Origin of the sequence: Paenibacillus sp. 2KB_22 (assembly GCF_052115745.1) — a bacterium.
In the GTDB taxonomy this organism is placed as follows: domain Bacteria; phylum Bacillota; class Bacilli; order Paenibacillales; family Paenibacillaceae; genus Paenibacillus.
Window position 1 is genome coordinate 1255642 of the sequence record NZ_JBFRHG010000002.1, and the last position, 20847, is coordinate 1276488.

The following is a 20847-nucleotide window of genomic DNA, read 5'->3' on the forward strand; positions in this document are numbered from 1 at the left end:
CAAAAGGAAAGCCAAAGCACGGGAGCCCCGGCTATGACTTTCCCTCTAATTCGAACGTCACCGATGTTTAATTCGCGTAGAACTACGAATTAGTTTTGTTTTTTATCTTCATCCACAACTTCGTAATCAGCGTCTACGACGTTATCACGTTTAGCGGAACCTTGTGGCTCTTCAGCACCTTGCGCTTCTTGCTCTTGCGCCTGAGCTTGCTCATACAGTTTCACGGACAGTTGTTGAACGATCTCTGTCAGTTCTTCTGTAGCAGCTTTGATATCTTCCAGGTTGTCGGAAGCGAGAACGCCTTGCAGTTTTTCTTTGGCAGCATTCGCTTTTTCAACTTCGCCAGCATCTGCTTTTTCGCCAAGATCTTTGATCGTTTTGTCAACAGAGTAGATCAATTGATCTGCACTGTTTTTCGCTTCAACGAGTTCTCTGCGTTTTTTATCTTCTTCAGCGTGCAACTCAGCATCTTTCATCATTTGCTCAACTTCAGCATCGCTCAAACCGCTGGAAGAAGTGATTGTGATTTTTTGAGTTTTGTTCGTACCTTTATCTGTTGCAGATACGTTAACGATACCGTTGGCATCAATATCGAAGCTAACTTCGATCTGTGGAACACCACGTGGAGCTGGTGGAATATCACCCAACATGAAACGTCCAAGTGATTTGTTACCCGCTGCCATCTCACGCTCACCTTGCAGAACATGAATCTCAACGCTTGGTTGATTGTCTGCATACGTGGAGAATACTTGAGATTTGCTTGTAGGGATCGTTGTGTTACGCTCGATCATTTTTGTAAATACGCCACCCGCTGTTTCGATACCCAGGGACAATGGAGTTACGTCGAGCAATACAACGTCTTTCACGTCACCTGTCAGTACGCCCGCTTGTACAGCAGCACCCAAAGCTACAACTTCATCCGGGTTAACGCCTTTGTGAGGCTCTTTACCAGTCAGTTTTTTGATTGCTTCTTGAACTGCAGGAATACGTGTGGAACCACCAACCAATACGATCTTGTCGATATCGTTAGCTGTCATACCCGCATCGCTCAATGCACGACGAGTTGGTTCAAGCGTACGCTCGACCAGACCTGCTGAAATTTCTTCAAATTTCGCACGGCTCAGGTTCAACTCCAAATGCTGAGGAACGCCATCAGCAACCGTGATAAACGGCAAGGAGATCGTAGTAGTCAATACGCCGGAAAGTTCTTTTTTCGCTTTTTCCGCTGCATCTTTCAAACGTTGAACCGCTGCTTTATCTTTACTCAAGTCAATGCCTTGATCTTTTTTGAATTCACTTACGAGATAATCAATGATCACTTGGTCAAAGTCATCCCCGCCCAGTTGGTTGTCCCCGCTAGTTGCTTTAACTTCGAAGAAGCCGTCACCCAGTTCAAGAATGGATACGTCGAACGTACCGCCACCCAGGTCATATACGAGAATCGTTTGGTCTTCGGATTTCTCCATACCGTATGCCAAAGCTGCTGCTGTAGGCTCGTTGACGATACGCAGAACTTCCAAACCTGCAATTTTACCCGCATCTTTAGTCGCTTGACGCTGACTGTCATTGAAGTAAGCTGGTACTGTGATAACTGCTTGAGTTACCGTTTGACCCAGATAAGCTTCAGCATCAGTTTTCAATTTTTGCAGGATGATTGCAGAGATCTCTTGTGCAGAGTAGTCTTTGCCATCGATTGTTTCCTTGTGGGAAGTTCCCATGTGACGTTTGATCGACATGATGGTACGATCCGGATTGGTGATCGCTTGACGTTTTGCTGTTTCACCAACAACGCGCTCTCCATCTTTTTTGAAACCGACTACGGATGGAGTTGTACGTGCGCCCTCCGGATTTGGAATTACGACAGCCTCGCCGCCTTCCATTACTGCTACGCATGAGTTTGTTGTTCCTAAGTCAATACCAATTACTTTGCTCATCCGAAAATTTCCTCCCTCAACAATTTAAAATGAATGGGTCTGATCTGACCCCTATTAGATGTTCATGTTGCTAATCGTGCTCTATGTGTACAAACCTTTATATTAAACTTCGCCCACATTGTTCAACCAAGGAGCCGACTCATACCTTCCTATAAGGAAATTATGAGCTGACTTTAACCATAGCTGGACGAAGCACTTTATCTTTCAGCATATAGCCTTTTTGGACTTCCTCAACAACGATACCTTCTTCGTACTCGTCGCTCTCCACTTGCATAATAGCTTGGTGGAATTCAGGATTGAACGGTTGTCCTACCGTTTCCATCGCTGTCAGACCTTCATTATTCATCACGGTTTCCAATTGACGGAAAATCATTTGGATGCCCTTGGAGAAAGATTCGACCTCTGCTCCTTCCGGTACAGTAGCCATGGCGCGCTCGAAGTTATCAATAACCGGTACCAGTTCGGTGACCAGCTTCATCGAAGCATATTTAGCCAATTCTTCTTTTTCCTTCTGCGTACGACGACGGAAGTTGTCAAAATCAGCCTGTGCACGGACATAACGCTGCTGTTGCTCCTCAGCTTCTGCCTTCAGACGTGCAAGCTCATCCTGCTCCTGATCAGCGATCTCTTCAGCTTGTGCTTCTGCAGCGCCAGCTTCATTAATAGGCTCCTGCTCAGCTGTTGTTACCTCTTGTTCTTCTGTAAATGATTGCTCCTCTTTCAAGATGTTCACCTCCTTATACGAATGAAATGGTTCATTCCCGAACCTTATTTGAAACGATGCGTCAGCATCGCCGTCAAGTCACGGGATAGTGTATTTAGAATATGAATGACACGTGCATAATCCATCCGCGTGGGTCCTAGAATACCAATCGAACCCAAAGCCTCACCGTCCAATGAATAAGAGGCTGTAATCAGGCTGCAGTTGGCAAAGGCTTCATGATCATTCTCAGTGCCGATTCGCACTTGAATACCAGATCCACCCGGCACGGGCATCATCAATTTCATGAGTGTTGGTGTCTCTTCCAGCAGGTCAAGAATATCTTTTACCTTTTCGATATCTTTAAACTCCGGTTGAGTCAACATGTTGGTGGCACCACTGAGGAACAAACGATTATCATGTTCGTTATCAAAGGCACTGTTCAGCACCTGCATAACTTCCTCATAACGTGTAATATGCCGCTCCATCTCTTGCCCAAGTTCGGTATAAAGACGGGATTTCAATTTGTAGATGGGTACGCCCACAAGCTTGGTATTTAACAAACGAACCACATTTTCCATCTCGGCTACCGAGATTTCTGGTGGAATCTGGACCGTCTTGTTCTCCACCTGACCTGTATTGGTCACAATGATTGCCACAGCTTCACTTTCGTTCAGCGGAAGCAATTGAAAGTGACGAAGGGACGTATGGAATACTTCAGGCCCAAGCAGGATCGAAGTATAATTCGTCATATGTGACAAAATATTGGATGCATGCTGAATAACTTGCTCCATGACGTTCAACTTTTCAGCGAAGAACGACTTCAGATCATCCAACTCCTGAGGCTCCACCTGATTCCAGGGAACCAAATGATCGACATAATATCGATAGCCTTTATGGGATGGAATGCGTCCAGCTGATGTATGCGGCTGTTCCAGAAAGCCCATATCTTCAAGGTCCGCCATTTCATTACGGATCGTCGCCGGACTGTATCCAACATCTCCCCTTTTGGAAATGCTCCGGGACCCTACGGGCTCAGCTGAACGGATATAGTCATCCACTATAGCGTTCAGAATCATTCGTTGACGCTCTGTTAACATGGTGAGTATTCCCTCCTTCTGACTGTACTGTCCCATGTCGTTAGCACTCCGGTTAGATGAGTGCTAAGCGGTAATACAAAAATACCAAACTGACGTGAACATTGTCAAGTGAGTTTGATGAGTGGGCTCATCTATTTATAGTATAGACCAATGTCGACGAGTCCTAACAAACTTTATTGAACATACTTTGAAGTAAAAAAAGGACTGCATGTAGGGCAGAGGCTGACTCGGCTCGATCCATGCAGTCCATTCAGTTATTAGGCTGAAACGTTAAGCTCTTTCAATACCGCGATCTCATCACAACAATCCTGCTTGCTGCAGTGAACACAGTCGGTCCATACTTTCTCGGGGAAAATCTCTTTTTCCACCACGGCAAAGCCGTTTTTGAGGAAGAAGGATACTTCATATGTCAACGCCATCACCTTAGGAATCTGTTGTTTCTCCGCCTCTTCTACCAGTCGATCCAGCAATCGGGAGCCAATACCAAGCCCTTTGTGCCCTTCCGAGATACCGAGTGATCTGACTTCTACCAAATCATTCCCCAGACGACAAAGCGATCCGCAACCCACCACTTCACCATCAACTTCGGCTACAACAAAGTGCTCCAGCTGCCGGTGCAGTATTTCCCGTGATCGCGGAAGCATGATCCCACGCTCTGCATAGCCCTTAATCATTTCATACAGTGGTTCAACATCTTCCGGCACGGCTTTTCTGCATATTACCGACATCCTGCTCTCCTCCTATTACCAAGCTTTCCAGAGGAAAGCTGACTTCGTAGTTGTTAAATTAACACGCTCTGTAAAATCAATATGAATAAATATACAACAGAGCGTATAGAATTTCAAGCTACGAATTCAGCGATATGGACCCGATAAACTCCGCAAAAACGTCATTTCCGAACAGGATACCCTGCTCGCTCAGTCGGAAGCCGTCTGCCGTCCGCTCAAGCAACCCTGCGTTCAACATTTTGCTCAAAGGCTTCGCAAACACTTCTTCCATGGACTCTCCGAACTGTTCGCTAAACCGTGAAGCTGAAGCCCCCTCCAACATTCTCAGTCCAACCATCAGATAATCTTCCATAGCTTCCGGGCGAGCAATCTCAAAATGATCCAGACGAGGCAGTCCTGCTCGTGAAGCTTCAACATAAGGATTTATACCTTTAATATTCATATGCCGTTCACGGCCTACATATCCATGTGCACCTGCACCCAGACCGTAGTAGTCCTCATTGCGCCAGTACGTAATATTGTGACGACTCTCGAAGCCCGGCTTGGCAAAGTTACTGATCTCGTATTGTCCATAGCCCGCTTCTTTCATACGTCTCATTAATAGAAGATACATCTCAAGCTCATCATCTTCATGAGGAAGAGGTAGTTGGTTCTTCTGATACAGTGTATGGAAAAGGGTATTCTCTTCCACTTTCAGGCTGTAGATGGAGTAATGCGGCAGATCCAGTTCCAGCGCTTTGTCGATACTCTCATTCAACATCTCTACAGTCTGGTTCGGCAACCCGAACATCAGGTCAATGGACAGATTAGTCAGTCCCGCTTTTCGAGCGTTCTCCAGACTCCGATATACATCATCCGTATTATGAATACGGCCAATGCCTGTCAGCAGATCATTCTGAAAAGCCTGCACGCCAAAGCTGACACGGTTTACACCGCCTTCTTTCATTGCAGCGAGTTTCTCCGCATCTGTTGTCCCTGGGTTCGCTTCCATTGAAAATTCAATATCGTCGGCCCAATTGGGGAAATACGTCTTCACTGAACGAAGAAATACCGCCATCTCATCCGGTTTCAGAGCTGTTGGCGTACCACCACCTACAAATATGGTCTTGATCTCACCCGGTGGATTTGCCTTAACTGTATGTTCCATCTCCCGTTCCAGCGCTTCGAGATATTGCATCACGGGCTGATCTTTCAGAACGTAGGAGTTAAAGTCGCAATAAAAACACTTATTCGTGCAAAAGGGAATGTGAAGATACACCGCTTGGGGTGCACCTGTCTTCCGGCTGTGTGCTGCCAATGTCATGGCAAGTCCCCCTCTATTTGAAAAAAGGAAAGCCATCCGGCTTCCCTTTCAGCTTAGTTATTTAATATTCTGTGTTGTAACCATGTTGCAAGCAAACGTCCTACAATTCAATTTCGGTACACACGCTCTGTGTTGTACCCGAGACAAACTTTCGTTTATCCTTTTATACGCAATTTATTGATGTACCAAATGGATTCACGTGACGTTTGCAAGCAAACGTCCTAATCTAATTTGAATACACACATTCTGTGCTGTACCTCAAAATAGATTGTTTAGTCATCAATTTTCAGTACCGCCATAAATGCCTCTTGCGGCACCTCAACGTTACCAACCTGCTTCATCCGCTTCTTACCTTCCTTCTGCTTCTCAAGCAGTTTCCGTTTCCGCGAGATGTCACCACCATAACACTTGGCAAGTACGTTTTTACGCATGGCTTTTACCGTTTCACGAGCAACGACCTTGGTACCTACAGATGCCTGAATTGGCACCTCGAACATTTGCCGTGGAATCAGCTCGCGCAGCTTCTCACAGACAACGCGTCCGCGGTTATAAGCACGGTCACGGTGAACGATAAAGGACAGAGCATCAACCTGTTCGCCATTGAGTACAATATCCATTTTCGCCAGATTGGACTGACGGTAACCGGACAGCTCATAATCGAGAGACGCATATCCTTTGGTACCGGATTTCAACTGGTCGAAGAAGTCATATACAATCTCGGACAACGGAATCTCATAGGTAATGGTAACCCGGGTCGTGTCCAGATATTCCATATTCACATATTCACCGCGTTTATTCTGACACAGTTCCATAATGGTACCTACATAATCATTCGGTACGATAATATCTGCCTTAACGTATGGTTCCTCGACGTAATCAATCCGTCCCACCTCAGGATAGTTGGATGGGTTGTCGATTTTCATCACTTCACCATTCGTTAAAGTGACGTGGTAGATTACACTTGGTGCCGTTGTAATCAACGGAATGTTAAACTCCCGCTCGATCCGCTCCTGGATAACGTCCATGTGAAGCAGTCCAAGGAATCCGCAACGGAATCCAAAACCGAGTGCACTGGATGTTTCCGGTTCAAAGCTCAGAGACGCATCGTTCAACTGCAATTTCTCCAATGCTTCACGCAGATCAACATAGTCGGATGTTTCGATCGGATAGAGACCACAATACACCATTGGGTTAATTTTACGATAACCCGGCAAAGGTTCCGGTGTTGGATTTTTGGCATCCGTTACCGTATCCCCGACTTGTGTATCGCCAACATGCCGGATACCTGCAACGATAAATCCAACATCACCCACGTTTAGCTCGTCCACGATGGTCATGCGAGGTTTGAACGCACCAACTTCAATGACTTCAAATGATTTACCTGTTGCCATCATTTTGATTTTGGAACCGGATTTGATTTTGCCGTCAACAACACGTACATATACGATTACACCTTTGTACGGATCATAGTGCGAGTCAAAAATCAGCGCTTTCAAAGGCTGATCAGGATCACCGGTTGGTGCAGGAACACTTTGCACCACTTGCTCCAAAATTTCTTTGATTCCAATTCCTGATTTGGCCGAAGCCAAAACCGCATTACTTGTGTCCAAACCAATAACATCTTCCACTTCCTGCTTCACTCGTTCAGGATCAGCACTTGGAAGGTCAATTTTGTTAATAACCGGTAAAATTTCAAGGTTGTTATCCAATGCAAGATACACATTGGCAAGTGTTTGGGCTTCAATTCCCTGAGCCGCATCCACAACCAGCAGAGCACCTTCACATGCAGCAAGACTGCGTGATACTTCATACGTGAAGTCTACGTGTCCCGGAGTATCAATCAGATTCAATAAATACTCTTCACCGTCATCCGCTTTGTAACTCAAGGCTACTGCTTGTAGTTTAATCGTTATTCCACGTTCACGCTCAAGGTCCATCTTATCCAGAACTTGTTCCTGCATTTCACGTGAAGTGAGCGCACCTGTGTACTCCAAGATCCGGTCCGCAAGTGTTGATTTGCCGTGATCTATATGTGCAATGATAGAAAAGTTACGAATTTTACGTTGTCTTGCCCGAATGTCAGTCATTCCTTACCCCCAGAAACAGCCTAGTGTCAATCACTTCATTATAACAGTTGAAGCACAGTGCATCAATCCCGTGATGTCTCAACTTTACAATAAAGTGTGATCATACACTCCTAGAGGTTATATTGTACCTTTAATCCATGGTATTTTATTCAGCAACGCCGCTAAAAAGAGAGACTACCCACTTGATTCCACTATGTGAGAGATTTTGCAATAGTCCAGCCGTTTTGTCTGCCAACACATCGACCGGAGCCTTACTCTGATCTGCCCCAAGCACTTGGCTTGGTGACTGAACAGGTACAAATGGCGGTTCTTTGATTTCCTTTTGCACAGGTGCAGCTGGAACAGATTCGGTAACCGAGGAAGTTGGCTCAGTTGTTACCACGGTCGACGTGCCTCCTGATGGATTGCCAATCTGAAAGTTGCCGCCAGCCAGCTGCATTCCAAACAGAACACCCAGCAACATTAATACAGCCATGGATAACAGTCTTTTACCGAATCTGGACATATGCTTAGCCTCCTGTCACTCTCTACTATTTTCATCTTCTTACATGTATAGTCCCTACCCACCCTGCGACGAGGTTTCCGCACTTGCTTTGTCCACCTTCTGATCTTCCCAATACACTTGGGCAATCATGTCTGCGAGAATCTTCGATGTCCGTTGTAACTCAGCTCCTGTATTGTCGATGCCGCCTATCTCAATTAGAATGCTGTTGGGTGAAAGTGTTTGGTTATATTCTCCATTGTTGGCGCCTCCGCCATCCTTACCCCACACACCACGCGATACCCCAGGATACTTGGCTTCCAGTTTCTTATGAATTTTTGCTGCAAAGGCTTCATTCTGCCGCCAATTTGGATTTTCATGTCCAATTATGAAATATACTTTGGCGTAGCCCAAGTCATTAATTGTGGTTGTTGTTTTGCCATGACGCTGTGAATCGCGGTGAATGTCTATGAGATACGTCAGATCGTCATTTTGAGCAAGTGCCGCTTTTACCGTTTGACGAGAATATTTATAGGAATAGTTCCAGTTATAATCCTTTACTTTAGTCGGGTAATCATCCTTGGCGTGCTCTACGCCGATTCCCAGCTTCTCCAGACTGTCTGAAAGATAGGTTCCCACTTGAAACACATTGCCGGTTGATTTGCCTGATGATGGATTATCACTTTTCGTACCTAGCAATGGATTGTATCCTTCCCGTGGATGGGAATGATAGATAAGAATTGATTTTTCACCTATTGTCGGTGAGCCTGAATTGTCTTTCTCGCCATTCTTCGCTGGGGGATCTTCCCTACCTTCTCCATCCCCAGGCTCGCTCGAATCAGGCGGATCCGTATTGTCCTGTCCTGGTGGAACATGCAGCTCACTACCGGGTTTCCCTCCACCTGCGGATGCTGTATCCGTAAGACCGGGACCGGGCTGATAATCTTCGGGAGCCTCTGCTTTTTCGTTACCAGATCCAGGACGGAGCAGAACAGGTTGGTTGGAACCCATGCCCGGCATTTCTCTCGCAATCAGGCTCTTGGGATCTTGAGGGTTTACATTCGTCAGTAATTGGAAAACAAATGAAGTGAGATTCTCACCGGATATGGCAGAGGTCTGTTCTTTCTGAGTGAGATGGGGCATCTCCATACCGAGCATATCGACGAAAAAGCGGCTTGATACAGCACTCGCAAATCCTTTCATCGAAGAAACGGGGGAATTATTCAAGCGTTTCTCTGCCATGCCCCCAAGACCAAGTACGACAAAAAACAAGGCAGATATGATCATAAGCAACAACAACGTACGGCCCATGGCCAGCACGTGCAGACATCTTTTTTTCCACTTTCCAATATTCCAGGCCAATATCTTGTTCATTCTGCTGTCTCCTTCCCTGCTGGACAACTCTTATACTTCAACTCTATGAGCCCGCCCAATCTGATAGAACAGGAAAATGAAAGATTCCAGAAACAAAAAAAGAAAGTCCGATAGATTCGGACCTCCTTCTCAGCAGTTTTAAGTTTTAATGTGTATAAGCGGCTACATTATCCGGATTCACTGCATCATGGAGTGCGGCGTTAAGTCCTGTAGCGATAACGTTGGCAATTCCTTCAATAAACTCATCGATTTCCTTCGGAGTAACAATGAGGTCATGACCCAGTGGCTCCAGTACCTCTTTGACCAGACTCAAGCGATCTTGCTCACCAATGTCGTCCAGCATGCCCATGATCTGTTTTGTCTGATCCGTTTCCTGGCGGAAGTGTGAGCGCATCATCTCAATCACATTGTTCACAATGGTGGACGCATAACATACGGTAGGTACTCCGATGGCGATGCAAGGCACACCTAATATCTCACGAGTCAGGCCACGCCGTTTGTTTCCAATACCGGAACCAGGATGTATACCAATGTCGGCTACCTGAATGGTTGTATTTACACGTTCCAGAGAACGGGAGGCCAGGGCATCAATCGCAATAATGGCATCTGGCTTGGTCCGGTCTACAATCCCCTGTACAATGTCACTGGATTCAATGCCCGTTGTTCCTAATACACCAGGAGCAATTGCGCTGACCTCCCGATATCCTGGCGCAACCTGATCGGGCACCAATTCGAAATACTGACGGGTTACCATCAGATTTTCCACAACAAGTGGACCGAGTGAATCCGGGGTGACATTCAAGTTGCCCAGACCAACAATCAAGACCTTGGATGTTTTGTTGATTCCGGCCTTGACCATAAAATCTTCCATCTCGCGTGTGAACTCGGCAGCAACACGTTCCTGTAAATCCGTATCCCCATTCCGTAGGGAGGGTACTTCCAACGTGACATAATGGCCTTTCACCCGGCCAATGGCTGTGGCTGCTTCATCATTAAGTACATCAATACGTGTAATCGTAATGCCTTCTTTTTTTTCTACATCTTCCCGTAATCCGGGAATCGTCTGTTTCTGTCCCCCTTGCGCCATTTCCTTGGAGTCGATCGCCAAATCGGTACGAACTGTATAGTTTTGCAAATCCAGTGTCATTCTGTCCCTGCCTCCCTTACCGCATTTGAGCATATTGTGTGGGAAAAAGAGTTTCTTTATGCAGCATGTCGAACATCGTAGGAATATCTGTTGCATTTTACATGCTAGCGTGATAGAATATTTTAAGTTGTGAAACGTTTGTATTCATGCAAATGCCTTACAGGAGGTGAATGTAATGCCAAACATCAAATCCGCTGTTAAACGCGTAAAAACGAGCGACAAGCGCCGCGCACTCAACGCTTCCCAGAAGTCTGCACTCCGTACAGCTGTTAAAGCTGCTGATGCTGCTCTGGTAAGTAACGAAGTTGATACTGCAAAAGCTGCGATTCAAGCTGCTTCCAAAAAGCTGGACAAGGCTGTAACTAAAGGTCTGGTTCATAAAAATGCTGCAGCACGCAAAAAGTCTCGCTTGGCGAAAAAACTGAACGCTCTTTCCGCACAAGCGTAAGAAGCGTTACTTATACGATCCAATGGAAAAATCCTGAACAGCATAGGCTTTCAGGATTTTTTAGTATCTGATTCGATAAGTATAAGACACAGACAAAGCGACCTTTATTCCGATGATCTAACCATCATGGAGCAAAGGTCGCTTTGTTTGTTATTTACACTAGTAATCTATTACGTTACATATTCTTCACGCACCAAGTCTCAATAAAAACAGCTCCAGACCAAGTACTTTATCCACCGCTCCTGTTTTCATTTGGTAATCCAGTTCGCTGAGGTGACTCAGGATCATTCTCAGACGATCCGCCTGAAATTTGCGAGCTTGTTCTCCCGCAATCTTAACAGCATATGGATGTAGACCAAGTTGACTGGCGATCTGCTGTTGAGAGTAGCTTTGTTGGCCCAGCTCTTTAACTTGAATCATAATCCGAAACTGCCGAGCGATCAAAGCCGCAATTTTAATCGGTTCTTCCCGCTGCTTCAGCAACTCATAGAACAGAGCCAATGCCTTCTCCAGTCGCAAATTAGCGAGTTCTTCCACCAATGAGAATACATTCTGCTCTGTACTGCGGGCAACCAGCGATTCAATATCAGCACGCTTAATTGTCCCACCATTACCCGCAAACAAACATAACTTGTCTACTTCAGCAGACAGGGTCTGGAGACCTGTTCCTGCGTAGCTGATTAGTGTTTCCGCCGCGCCCGTCTCCAAGGAAACATCCCGCTGTTTCGCCAGTTTCACAATCCAATTCAACAGCTCATCTCCACTAAGTGGAGCAAAAGCAAGAACCACTGCCTGTTTCTTGACAGCCTTCACCAGCTTCTTACGCTCATCCAGCTTATCCCCTTGGGCCAGGAAAACAATCGTACTGTAATCTGCCGGATTTTCCATATATGTAAGCAGACGATCAACCTGATGTTCAATCTTGGATTCTTTACCTGCAGTGAACAGGCTCGAGTCCCTTACAATAATTAATTTGCGTGGAACCAGAAAAGGTACAGTCTCTGCTTCTTCAATTACGACCTCCACAGCCGTCTCAGACAAATCATATGGAATAATCGCAAAATCACGATGTTCTTCTTCAATAACCTGTTCTTTTAACATATCCGTAAATTGCTGTATCTGGTACTTCTCCGTTCCGTACAGCACATAGATCGGTGCCGTTTCTCCATTACGTATTGCCTTTGTTGCACTTTTTACATCCATTCACGGCGCCTCCTTATCCCTCTTATCCTACCAGAAAACATGCAAGACAACAAAGGGACCTTACATCCTGTTATGGATGAAGGTCCCCTGTCCTACATCTATATAAACGCAGACACCAGCAGTTCTAGAAAAAGCCGGTGCGCGGTCATACGACGTCAGTTGTTTGAACTGAGATAGGACGTTTTGTTACTTCCAATATATGCTTGTCATACTGAAAATGTTCTTTCGTTGAGAGGAGCGCACTCCCCAATTTTAATTATTTCGCAGAAGCTCCACCTGAAACAGCAGGCACATTAAACGAGTTCTTCGCCGTTGTTCCGTCCTTGTCCGTTTCGTAATTAAATAGGGTACCATCCTTCGACCAACTCGCTGACTTCAGTGTGCCCTCTATACTGCGTTGTTCAACCAAATTTAGAACATCCGGTTCGCCCACAGGTTTGGAGTAGATGCTGATCTGATCACCAAGAAGCATAACTACGTAAGAACCGTCAGGTGATTTCCATTCTTTTGGTGCTGACGTTGTAGCCATCTCCTGATCCGGTCCTGCTGCGAATCCTTTGCTTCCTCCAGAGGCGTCTGTACCTGCAGCGGAATCAGGAGCAGAATTACCTTCTACCGGAGCATCTTCATTTACATTCGGTACGATTGTCTGAGAAGTAAAGGAATCTCCATTTTCTGTTTCTGTTACTCCATTCTCTTCCCCATCTGCAGAAGATTTGGTAGCATCTCCTGGTTCTTGATTTCGCTGCTCAGCATCTTGGTTCTGAACCTGATTATTCTGATTATCGGTCGTAGGTGTTTTGGACGAATGATCCTGAGTTCCTTTATTCGGAGCAGGTGTTGATTCAGTAGCTGGCTGTTGAGGTGTCGGATCTGTCCGAACTTCATTCTTCTGTACCTCATCTCCACCATTCTCTTCAGGTATTGTTTCTGTTCCCAGGTTATCCCCTTCCGTTGAGGAAGCATTCGACTCATCCACAAAAACATCGTTGCTGCTTGGTTGGGACGAAGTGGCTGGATCATAATTTTCAATACTTTTGCTTAAAGGATTCTCATCCACATTGCCACTCTCTTGAGAAGTTCCTGAGCTCATCAGCATGGAATCGGCATTCTCAATCTGGTCAGGCTGATATCCCCAGATGGCGAATCCCAATACAACTGCCGCAGCCGCTGCCCCCATAGACATACGTCCTGCCATCGAGTTAAGCCATTTTTGTTTCGTTTTCCGCTCACTTGAACGTTGTAAATTCTCAAATGCAGCGGGGACAGGATTCATTTCCTGTATGGTGCTACTTTGTTCCTTCCGCGCTTCGTCAATGGCATCAAGTTGTGGCATAATCGCATCAACCAGACTGAATCTCGGGCTTACTTGCGGTAATTCTTCCAGTTCTCTGGAAAGAGCTCTGAGTAAACTAAAATTCTCGGCACACTCCGGACACTTCGCCACATGCTGTAGCATCTGCGCGGTTTCCGCCTCGCCCAGATCATGATCCAGATAGCGGTGCATCCATTCCACCACCTCTTCGCATTTCATCCTGTCACACCACCTTTCTGATATTCCTGTAGTAGATTCTGTAATTGCTGCCTAGCTCTAAATAAATAAGATTTCACCGTATTCAATGGAAGATCGAGACAATCCGCAATTTCATTGTAGGATAAGTCCTGCAAATATCTTAGAACAATAACGGTACGATGATGCTCGGGAAGCTTGTTGATCGCATCCTGAATGTCTTGGGCCACATATGTAGACATGACCTCGTACTCCACATCCTGATTATCCTGAAAAACCATGTCATGTTCGTCAATGGAGACGGACGGTTTGGTTCTTCTGAATTTATCAATACAGATGTTCGTGACGATGCGTTGTACCCAGGTTTTAAATTGGGCCTTTTCTTCGTATGAGTTGATTTTGGTGTAAATTCGGATCAACGCTTCCTGAGCAGCATCCAAAGCGTCCTGTTCATTATTTAGAATGTAATATGCGGTCCGATAGACGTGTTGTTCAATCTCCCGCAATAGGGTAATTAGAGCGTCGCGATCGCCCGATTGAGCGGCTCTGATGAGTTCCGGCTCTACCACAAAGGATCCCCCTCTCCCTGCAACCTTACAGACGTGATCATCAATAAAATTGTTGCAAAGTTAAGTATTTTTTAATTTGCCATAACAAAATAACGGCGTATGTATTTGGGCCGCTGAAATCTTCTCTTAGAATAACAGAAATTGCATAACGAGTCACCAAACGTATCCAAAAGGGATTCCATTACTTACACGACTCAATTCAAATGCAATGGCATACATTATAGCTAAGCACTTTTTGGTTCTGAAAATAAAAAAAAGTCGAAATTTGTCCAAATTTAAGCTGTTTTTAATGCAATTTTCATGAAAATGGTGTATTGTAAATTTACATTCATAAACACGAGGTGATGAGCATGCCAGCTCTAGCGAAAATTCAAGCTTTAAAAGAACAAATGCCCAAAGAATACCAAAGTATTTCCCACTTTGTGGAACATGCACTGGAGTCCATTGATACTCTGGTCGAGGAACATCGGAAGTACGTAGCTGCACAGGCATTATACGGCGATAAAATCGTTGGATCGGAAGAACGCTTGTACAGAGAAACCGTACTTGATGTCAGAGCACAGCTGTTGATGACTCTTGAGAAAACGGTAGAAGATCTGTTGCACAAGGGCGACAAACACTGGAGCAAACACTTTAAGGATGGCGTGGAGTAGTTCTTATATTTCTTCTACATTTTGAAAAAATGGCCCGCTTTCCGATATTCTCCCTCGTGGAGTGTAACGGAAAGCGGGCTTTTTTGTGCTTTGCTGTAACTTGCGATCAAATGAAGTGAGGAATCACTGTCATCTAAGATCAGAATAAAATCGTTTAATTATTTCCCTCCAACCTCTGTATGTTAAAATATAGTAAATCTCTTAGTCAATCTCTTGTTAAATATAGTTATTTAAGATGGAGGTCAATATTTAAATGACAAACACTCATAAAATCAATGGGCCGCGCGGAAAAATACTTGCAGCTGTATTAACTGCAATTTTCATTTCACTTGCAATGGGGATTTATCACTATGTCCCTATAGATGAAAGATTAGAAAATACTTACTATTATCCATTCGGCTATACATTTGCGGTTGGATTATTGATTAACCTCGCTATTTTACTTTTCTTAATTATGCCACTTTCCATATTGGTGGATGGATTACTTTTATACAGAAAAAAAGATCATACGTATATGAGCTTGCTAGTTGCTATAGCCGCATATGCTCTATTAGGATTCATAGGTGGGATCATCTTCTCGATATTTACACGTAACTTCAATACTTTTTCTGGTCAGACTATCCACATTGTTGTATGTTCTCTTGTCTTTTTTGCCTTCCAGTTGGTATTCAATCGGAGTTTTCTTCACTCATCTTCACACCGATAAATAGATCGCGTGCCGTCACTCAACACCGACCAACTTGTACCGAATATCAATCTTCCCATCTTTCACTCTCATCTGAACCTCTCCCATCTGATCTGTACGATAAATCTCTGACCCGGTAGCTTCCAGCCGTTCCATCACTCCCGGGTTGGGATGCCCATATGTATTGTTAACACCGGAAGATATCACAGCGGTTTTGGCGTTCCAGTATTGGAGCCAGGCTTCGGTTGACGACGTTTTACTACCATGATGAGCGACCTTTAACACGTCTATGGAGATAGATGCTGAAACATCATTTGAATTATCCTGCAACGGATGTGTAAGTACACGTTGTACAACTCCACCTGTAACTCCAAAATCTGCTCCTTTCTGTTCAAACTGGGTAGCCAACGAGCCATCTTGAATCATATAGAGCAGATCCTGCTCGGCTGCTGCATCCATATCCCCAGTGAACAACATGGAAGTACCAGCCATGTCCAGCAAAAAGACAACGGAATCATGATTCTGGTGTTCAGACACAGGCATATTGCCGGATGCATTTACATCCATATGCGCCAGATCTGGAGCTATAAAATGTAAACTTGTCTCTTTATCAGCCTTATAAGTCATACCCTGCTGAATGGCATACAGAGGAATTTTTCGTTCCATGGCTGTATTCAGTAACTTATCAAAGTTATCCTTACCGCTGGTCGTGCCATTAAACATGAACCGTTTAACCGGAATCTGTTCCAGCACAGCCTGTAGTCCTCCGGCATGATCCTGATCGGCATGCGTTACAATGACAGCGTCCAGTTGATGGATGCCTCTTTTTTTCAATAGAGGAACAACTACCTTGGCTCCTACCTCATACGGATCACGTCTTGTTTTCCACGATTGCTCTGTGTTTCCAAAGTTAACTGTTCCCCCGCCATCCACCAAAATATGTTTGCCTTCCGGGGTTGTAATTAATGCACTGTCCCCTTGTCCAATATCCAAAAACTGCACAATGCCGGTTCCAGCAGGCTTGGGAGTCTGATATGCCCACCACAATCCAGTAACAAAGCTGATCACGAGTAAACCGCACAACCATCGCTGAACTTTACTCATTCGTTCATGCGCATAATAACCTGCACCTCGTGCGGTAAATGCACTTGTATACTCCGGCCAGGCAATACTGGCTCCTAATGTCGTTAATGAAGTTTCTTTTCCATCTACACGTTTCTTACCTTGATCCTGTGCCACGTTAGACATCGAAGAGCGAATGCCCACATTCCCCATGGAAACTGGAGGTAGTCTCCTCACAAGAGGAGCCGTATCCTCCTCAATAAACGCTGTTTCTCGCTGCTCACCATTGCCACGATGCAACAGATAGAGTAAGGCATACAAAACGGCATAATATGCGGCTATCCACAACAGGGAAGGTGTTGCCCAGATCAACACAAAACCTGGCAGGCTGTTCATCCACTCCACGCTTACAAAAGTCAGTTGATTCAGTTGAATCGCAATCCACGCGAGAGGTCTCGCCAAAGGAACCCATATGAATGACAATAACATGGCGACCGTTCCCAAAGGTAATACAATAGCGCTAATCAGAGAAACCAGCAGAAAGTTGGCTACAAATGAGAGTAATGAAAACTGGTTGAAGTACAGAATGGTTACTGGGAACGAAATTAACTGAGCGGTCACCGTAACCGATGCTGTTGCAGCAAGAGATTTCGGCCAGCTGCCGAACAGTCGGTTAATCAATGGCATGTAGATCATCAAACCTGCGGTCACGAGAAAGGATAACTGGAAGCTCACGCTTAGTAAAAAGTACGGGTCCCACCACATCATCAGTAATGCTGCTGCACTGATCATCTGCAGACCATCTCTCGCGAGGCCACGGCGCGCCATATACAAACCAATCATGGACATAATGCCTGCCCGAATCACTGAAGGTGAACCACCGGATAACAGTTGTAAGCCACCAGATTAAATGATAAAACACATATCGGAAAACCGCGTCAAATCAACACCGCTCCCATAATAAATGATAAGTTGTCACCACTCCTAATGATAAGTAACGCACAAATTACCAGTCACTTTGATAAATAGCGACAATTTGCAGAATTAATGATAAAGAGCGTTTTTCATCTCCAGAAAACATGATAATGCCGTTATCATTACCTTGAGAATGATAACGGCATTAATTAAAGGAAAGCTTCATGTAATTTTACTTCGGGACATCGTTTAGAGATGTCACTTCAATGCTTATAATGATATTATCTTTTTTCCTGACTTGATTCATCCAACAATTTAATGATATTTGCAACAAAGGTGGACATCTGACATAGAAGAAATTAAAAAATGGGAGGTGTTATGCATTGGAGGAAATACAACTAAACTATTTTAACTTCTCAAATGATTGTATTCCTGATAAAGGTATAATTCGTGTTCAAGTACAAGTTGGATTATATACATATTCTGATTTTCCTACCATAGAGTATAGCGTAAATATTTATGCTAATTCTCACAAAATCAGAAAAATAGTTATAGAATCAGGCGGAGACGGAGGAATATCTAGTCCCGAGGCACACGCAAGAAGAAATCGTCACGCTATGCATGCTGTTCACATTGCAGATTATATTGCGCATGAATTAGAAGATATATGTTTAATTAAGGAAACTGAAATCATTCGCTCTTGTTCATCTAATTTGAGTTCTCTGTCGATCACCCTTCCTCATTCGTTTATAATGGAATGAATATATAATTTTGAGAGGATAATATGGACGATAAGAATTTAACAATACTTGCTAATGCTTTGGCTAAAGAATTGACGATCGTGATGGAAATTACAGTAAGTGGTAGCCTACAATATGTTTACAAACTAAGAAAGAACCCACACAAATCTGAGTGGGTTCTTTCTATCCATTTCTTAATTATTAATCGGGCAAATCTTATTGGAAATACGTTGAATCTTAATTGAATTGCACGGGAAATCTTATTAATATTTTATTTATACCACAAAATTCAAAATTTGTCAAGAAGGAATCCAAGGTTTTTTTCAATAATTTTATTTTTTGCTTTGATGTAGTCCACCAGATTAAATGATAAGCTGTCACCACTCCTAATGATAAGTAACGCACAAATTACCAGTCACTTTGATAAATAGCGACAATTTGCAGAATTAATGATAAATAACGTATTTCGTCTCCAGAAAACCTGATAATGCCGTTATCATTACCTTGAGAATGATAACGGCATTATATTATAGAAAAGCAACTAATGAAGCAGGCTGCTTAATCTCAGCCTGCTTCATTAGTTGCTTTTAGTAATTGTATTCATAATTCCAATTCTGTTCATAATACTGCTCAATGAATTATTTCACAAACACTAATGGAGCTAATGGAGTAGCGGTCCATTTATGCAAAACCGTTTACTCGAGCATACTTTGCCCTAATGATTACTATAAACCTTGAATAATTGACTTCACAAATGTAAGACCTTCTTCGGTGCCTTCGATCCTTGTGAACCACCCATAATGTAAAAAATCAAAAAACATTGGCAGATTGGGAAAAGCACTGTAAACAACTTGATTTTTTGATGTGGAGCCAAGATAATAATAAGTATCAATTCTACCAAAAGTCACAATATAATTTTCAGTGTTAACTCTGCTTTCGCGAGCATCAAGAGTATAAAGAGTCTCGTACCCATTGGATTCCCATTGAATAATGGATTCTGCTAAGCCTGGACGTTCAATAAAAAAGGTTATGTTATTATAAGAATACATTAGATCACCTCTAACTATTGTTATAATAATTTCAGTTTAATTCCTTCGAAAAGGAGAATTTCATGTCAAACAATAGCAAAAGTAATTTCGAAAAAGAATGGGACAACATGGAGAAAGCACTTCAAGAAGTTGAACTTAAAAAGAAAAGTTTAGCCATAGAGAAAGACATCACCGACCACAATCAAATTGACTACCACATACACAGTCATCCATTCATTCCAAAATCAACAGTTATAGAGCTTGTCACACGTGTTTTCTTAGTTGAACCCGAAGTTGCAAAACAATTAGACAAGCTTGCTGAAAAAATGAGCAGAGGTCGTTTAGAAACTGAGATTAATGAATTATTAAAAGAACTTTTGAAAAGACAGGAATAAGCAGGTCACAACGAAAATCGATATTCAACTAAGAGTATCGGTTTTCGTTGTAGATCTTTCGGACGTTGGAATCCAGACAGTACACACAAAGGATATTATCGGACTCGGTCTACGACTAAGAGATATAGCAAATGATAATAAAATGAAACGACTTAGGCAATCCGTGGCTACAAAGGGTTGGAAAGATGAATCGCCTATAGATTTGCATCTGTATTTAATACCAGAAGGAAAATATACAGTTTGCTCAGGTGGAAATCATAGACCATATCTTGCTGACAAGTTACACATTCCTTCTATAGAAGCAGCAGTTGATGTGGTTATTCCAAAGGGTAAGATTACTGAAGATACCACGAAAGCGATCGAGGCGTTAAGAAGGAATTATCAGATTTTAGAACATGAAGCCAATACACTTAATCAATATTTAAAAACACAAAGATTTCAACGAAGTGGATATAAACATGATGATGAGAACAAGTTAGATCAAATGTATATTCAATTAACTCAAATCAATATCCAAATAAAATTGCTCCTTAAAACGGAAGCTTACCATCTGGGTTACATACCTAAGGATTGGGTTCTTTCGGACTCCTGAAGAAAGTGAATAAACGAGAACGAAAAAAGGAATAGGGAATGTAAGCCACCAGATTAAATGATAAAACGCATATCGAAAAACCGCGTCAAATCAACACCGTCTCCACAGAAATTGATAAGCTGTCACGACTCCTAATGATAAGCACCGCACAAATTACCAGTCACTTTGATAAATAGCGACAATTGGCAGAATA

At 43.7% G+C, this 20847-nt stretch carries 20 protein-coding genes; 6 read left to right on the plus strand and 14 right to left on the minus strand.

Translation table 11 applies throughout. The features are described from left to right. Positions 1-89: 89 nt before the first annotated feature. The 9 genes from dnaK to gpr form a co-directional block, all read right to left on the minus strand. Positions 90-1934, minus strand: a complete 1845-nt coding sequence (dnaK, locus tag AB4111_RS16605) for a molecular chaperone DnaK (RefSeq protein ID WP_442032393.1) — start codon at positions 1932-1934, stop codon at positions 90-92. A gap of 160 nt (positions 1935-2094) precedes the next feature. Then, entirely contained in the window at positions 2095-2658 is a 564-nt protein-coding gene (gene grpE, locus AB4111_RS16610) for a nucleotide exchange factor GrpE (protein WP_442032394.1), read from the minus strand. 44 nt (positions 2659-2702) lie between these two features. Then, positions 2703-3734 carry a heat-inducible transcriptional repressor HrcA gene (gene hrcA / locus AB4111_RS16615; RefSeq protein ID WP_036615092.1) on the minus strand — a complete coding sequence of 344 codons (1032 nt, stop codon included), beginning with the start codon at positions 3732-3734 and terminating at the stop codon, positions 2703-2705. A 257-nt stretch (positions 3735-3991) separates the two neighbouring features. Further along, positions 3992-4462: an N-acetyltransferase gene (locus AB4111_RS16620; RefSeq protein ID WP_017687214.1), complete on the minus strand. Its 471-nt coding sequence runs from the start codon at positions 4460-4462 to the stop codon at positions 3992-3994. A 118-nt stretch (positions 4463-4580) separates the two neighbouring features. After that, positions 4581-5765 (minus strand): radical SAM family heme chaperone HemW, encoded by a 1185-nt coding sequence (gene hemW / locus AB4111_RS16625; protein WP_442032395.1) that lies wholly within the window; start codon positions 5763-5765, stop codon positions 4581-4583. Between the two features lie 272 nt (positions 5766-6037). Then, positions 6038-7852 carry a translation elongation factor 4 gene (gene lepA / locus AB4111_RS16630; RefSeq protein ID WP_442032396.1) on the minus strand — a complete coding sequence of 605 codons (1815 nt, stop codon included), beginning with the start codon at positions 7850-7852 and terminating at the stop codon, positions 6038-6040. Positions 7853-7997: 145 nt separating this feature from the next. Continuing rightward, a complete protein-coding gene (locus tag AB4111_RS16635) occupies positions 7998-8357 on the minus strand; it encodes a hypothetical protein (RefSeq protein ID WP_442032397.1) in 360 nt (119 codons plus the stop codon). Positions 8358-8411: 54 nt separating this feature from the next. Further along, positions 8412-9707 carry a stage II sporulation protein P gene (locus AB4111_RS16640; RefSeq protein WP_442032398.1) on the minus strand — a complete coding sequence of 432 codons (1296 nt, stop codon included), beginning with the start codon at positions 9705-9707 and terminating at the stop codon, positions 8412-8414. Between the two features lie 145 nt (positions 9708-9852). Then, on the minus strand, positions 9853-10854 hold the full coding sequence (gene gpr, locus AB4111_RS16645) for a GPR endopeptidase (protein ID WP_442032399.1): 1002 nt from the start codon (positions 10852-10854) through the stop codon (positions 9853-9855). Positions 10855-11029: 175 nt separating this feature from the next. Between gpr and rpsT the strand changes: the two genes are divergently transcribed. Then, complete coding sequence (rpsT, locus tag AB4111_RS16650) at positions 11030-11302, plus strand: 30S ribosomal protein S20 (RefSeq protein ID WP_024628504.1); 273 nt, start codon at positions 11030-11032, stop codon at positions 11300-11302. Positions 11303-11488: 186 nt separating this feature from the next. On the opposite strand, the gene holA is transcribed toward rpsT, so the two are convergent. From holA to AB4111_RS16665, 3 genes are all read right to left on the minus strand, one after another. Next, entirely contained in the window at positions 11489-12505 is a 1017-nt protein-coding gene (gene holA, locus AB4111_RS16655; protein WP_442032400.1) for a DNA polymerase III subunit delta, read from the minus strand. Between the two features lie 256 nt (positions 12506-12761). Further along, positions 12762-14039 (minus strand): anti-sigma factor family protein, encoded by a 1278-nt coding sequence (locus AB4111_RS16660; RefSeq protein ID WP_442032401.1) that lies wholly within the window; start codon positions 14037-14039, stop codon positions 12762-12764. Beyond that, positions 14036-14584, minus strand: a complete 549-nt coding sequence (locus AB4111_RS16665) for an RNA polymerase sigma factor (RefSeq protein WP_017687205.1) — start codon at positions 14582-14584, stop codon at positions 14036-14038. Before AB4111_RS16665 ends, AB4111_RS16660 begins: the two co-directional genes overlap by 4 nt. 350 nt (positions 14585-14934) lie before the next feature. Here AB4111_RS16665 and AB4111_RS16670 point away from each other — a divergent pair, with 350 nt between their 5' ends. Together AB4111_RS16670 and AB4111_RS16675 are read left to right on the plus strand one after the other, a co-directional pair. Then, positions 14935-15237: a hypothetical protein gene (locus AB4111_RS16670; RefSeq protein WP_017687204.1), complete on the plus strand. Its 303-nt coding sequence runs from the start codon at positions 14935-14937 to the stop codon at positions 15235-15237. A 253-nt stretch (positions 15238-15490) separates the two neighbouring features. Next, positions 15491-15943, plus strand: coding sequence for a hypothetical protein (locus tag AB4111_RS16675; RefSeq protein ID WP_442032402.1), 453 nt, complete (start codon positions 15491-15493; stop codon positions 15941-15943). A 15-nt stretch (positions 15944-15958) separates the two neighbouring features. Here the strand turns inward: AB4111_RS16675 and AB4111_RS16680 are convergent, their stop codons facing one another. Beyond that, a complete protein-coding gene (locus AB4111_RS16680; protein ID WP_442032784.1) occupies positions 15959-17875 on the minus strand; it encodes a ComEC/Rec2 family competence protein in 1917 nt (638 codons plus the stop codon). Between the two features lie 407 nt (positions 17876-18282). Here AB4111_RS16680 and AB4111_RS16685 point away from each other — a divergent pair, with 407 nt between their 5' ends. Beyond that, positions 18283-18660, plus strand: a complete 378-nt coding sequence (locus AB4111_RS16685; protein ID WP_442032403.1) for a hypothetical protein — start codon at positions 18283-18285, stop codon at positions 18658-18660. Between the two features lie 704 nt (positions 18661-19364). Here AB4111_RS16685 and AB4111_RS16690 read toward each other — a convergent pair. Then, positions 19365-19688 carry a hypothetical protein gene (locus AB4111_RS16690; protein WP_442032404.1) on the minus strand — a complete coding sequence of 108 codons (324 nt, stop codon included), beginning with the start codon at positions 19686-19688 and terminating at the stop codon, positions 19365-19367. Positions 19689-19750: 62 nt separating this feature from the next. Between AB4111_RS16690 and AB4111_RS16695 the strand changes: the two genes are divergently transcribed. Together AB4111_RS16695 and AB4111_RS16700 are read left to right on the plus strand one after the other, a co-directional pair. Further along, positions 19751-20062, plus strand: coding sequence for a hypothetical protein (locus AB4111_RS16695; RefSeq protein ID WP_442032405.1), 312 nt, complete (start codon positions 19751-19753; stop codon positions 20060-20062). Positions 20063-20225: 163 nt separating this feature from the next. Next, positions 20226-20654, plus strand: a complete 429-nt coding sequence (locus tag AB4111_RS16700) for a hypothetical protein (protein WP_442032406.1) — start codon at positions 20226-20228, stop codon at positions 20652-20654. The last annotated feature ends 193 nt before the right edge of the window (positions 20655-20847 follow it).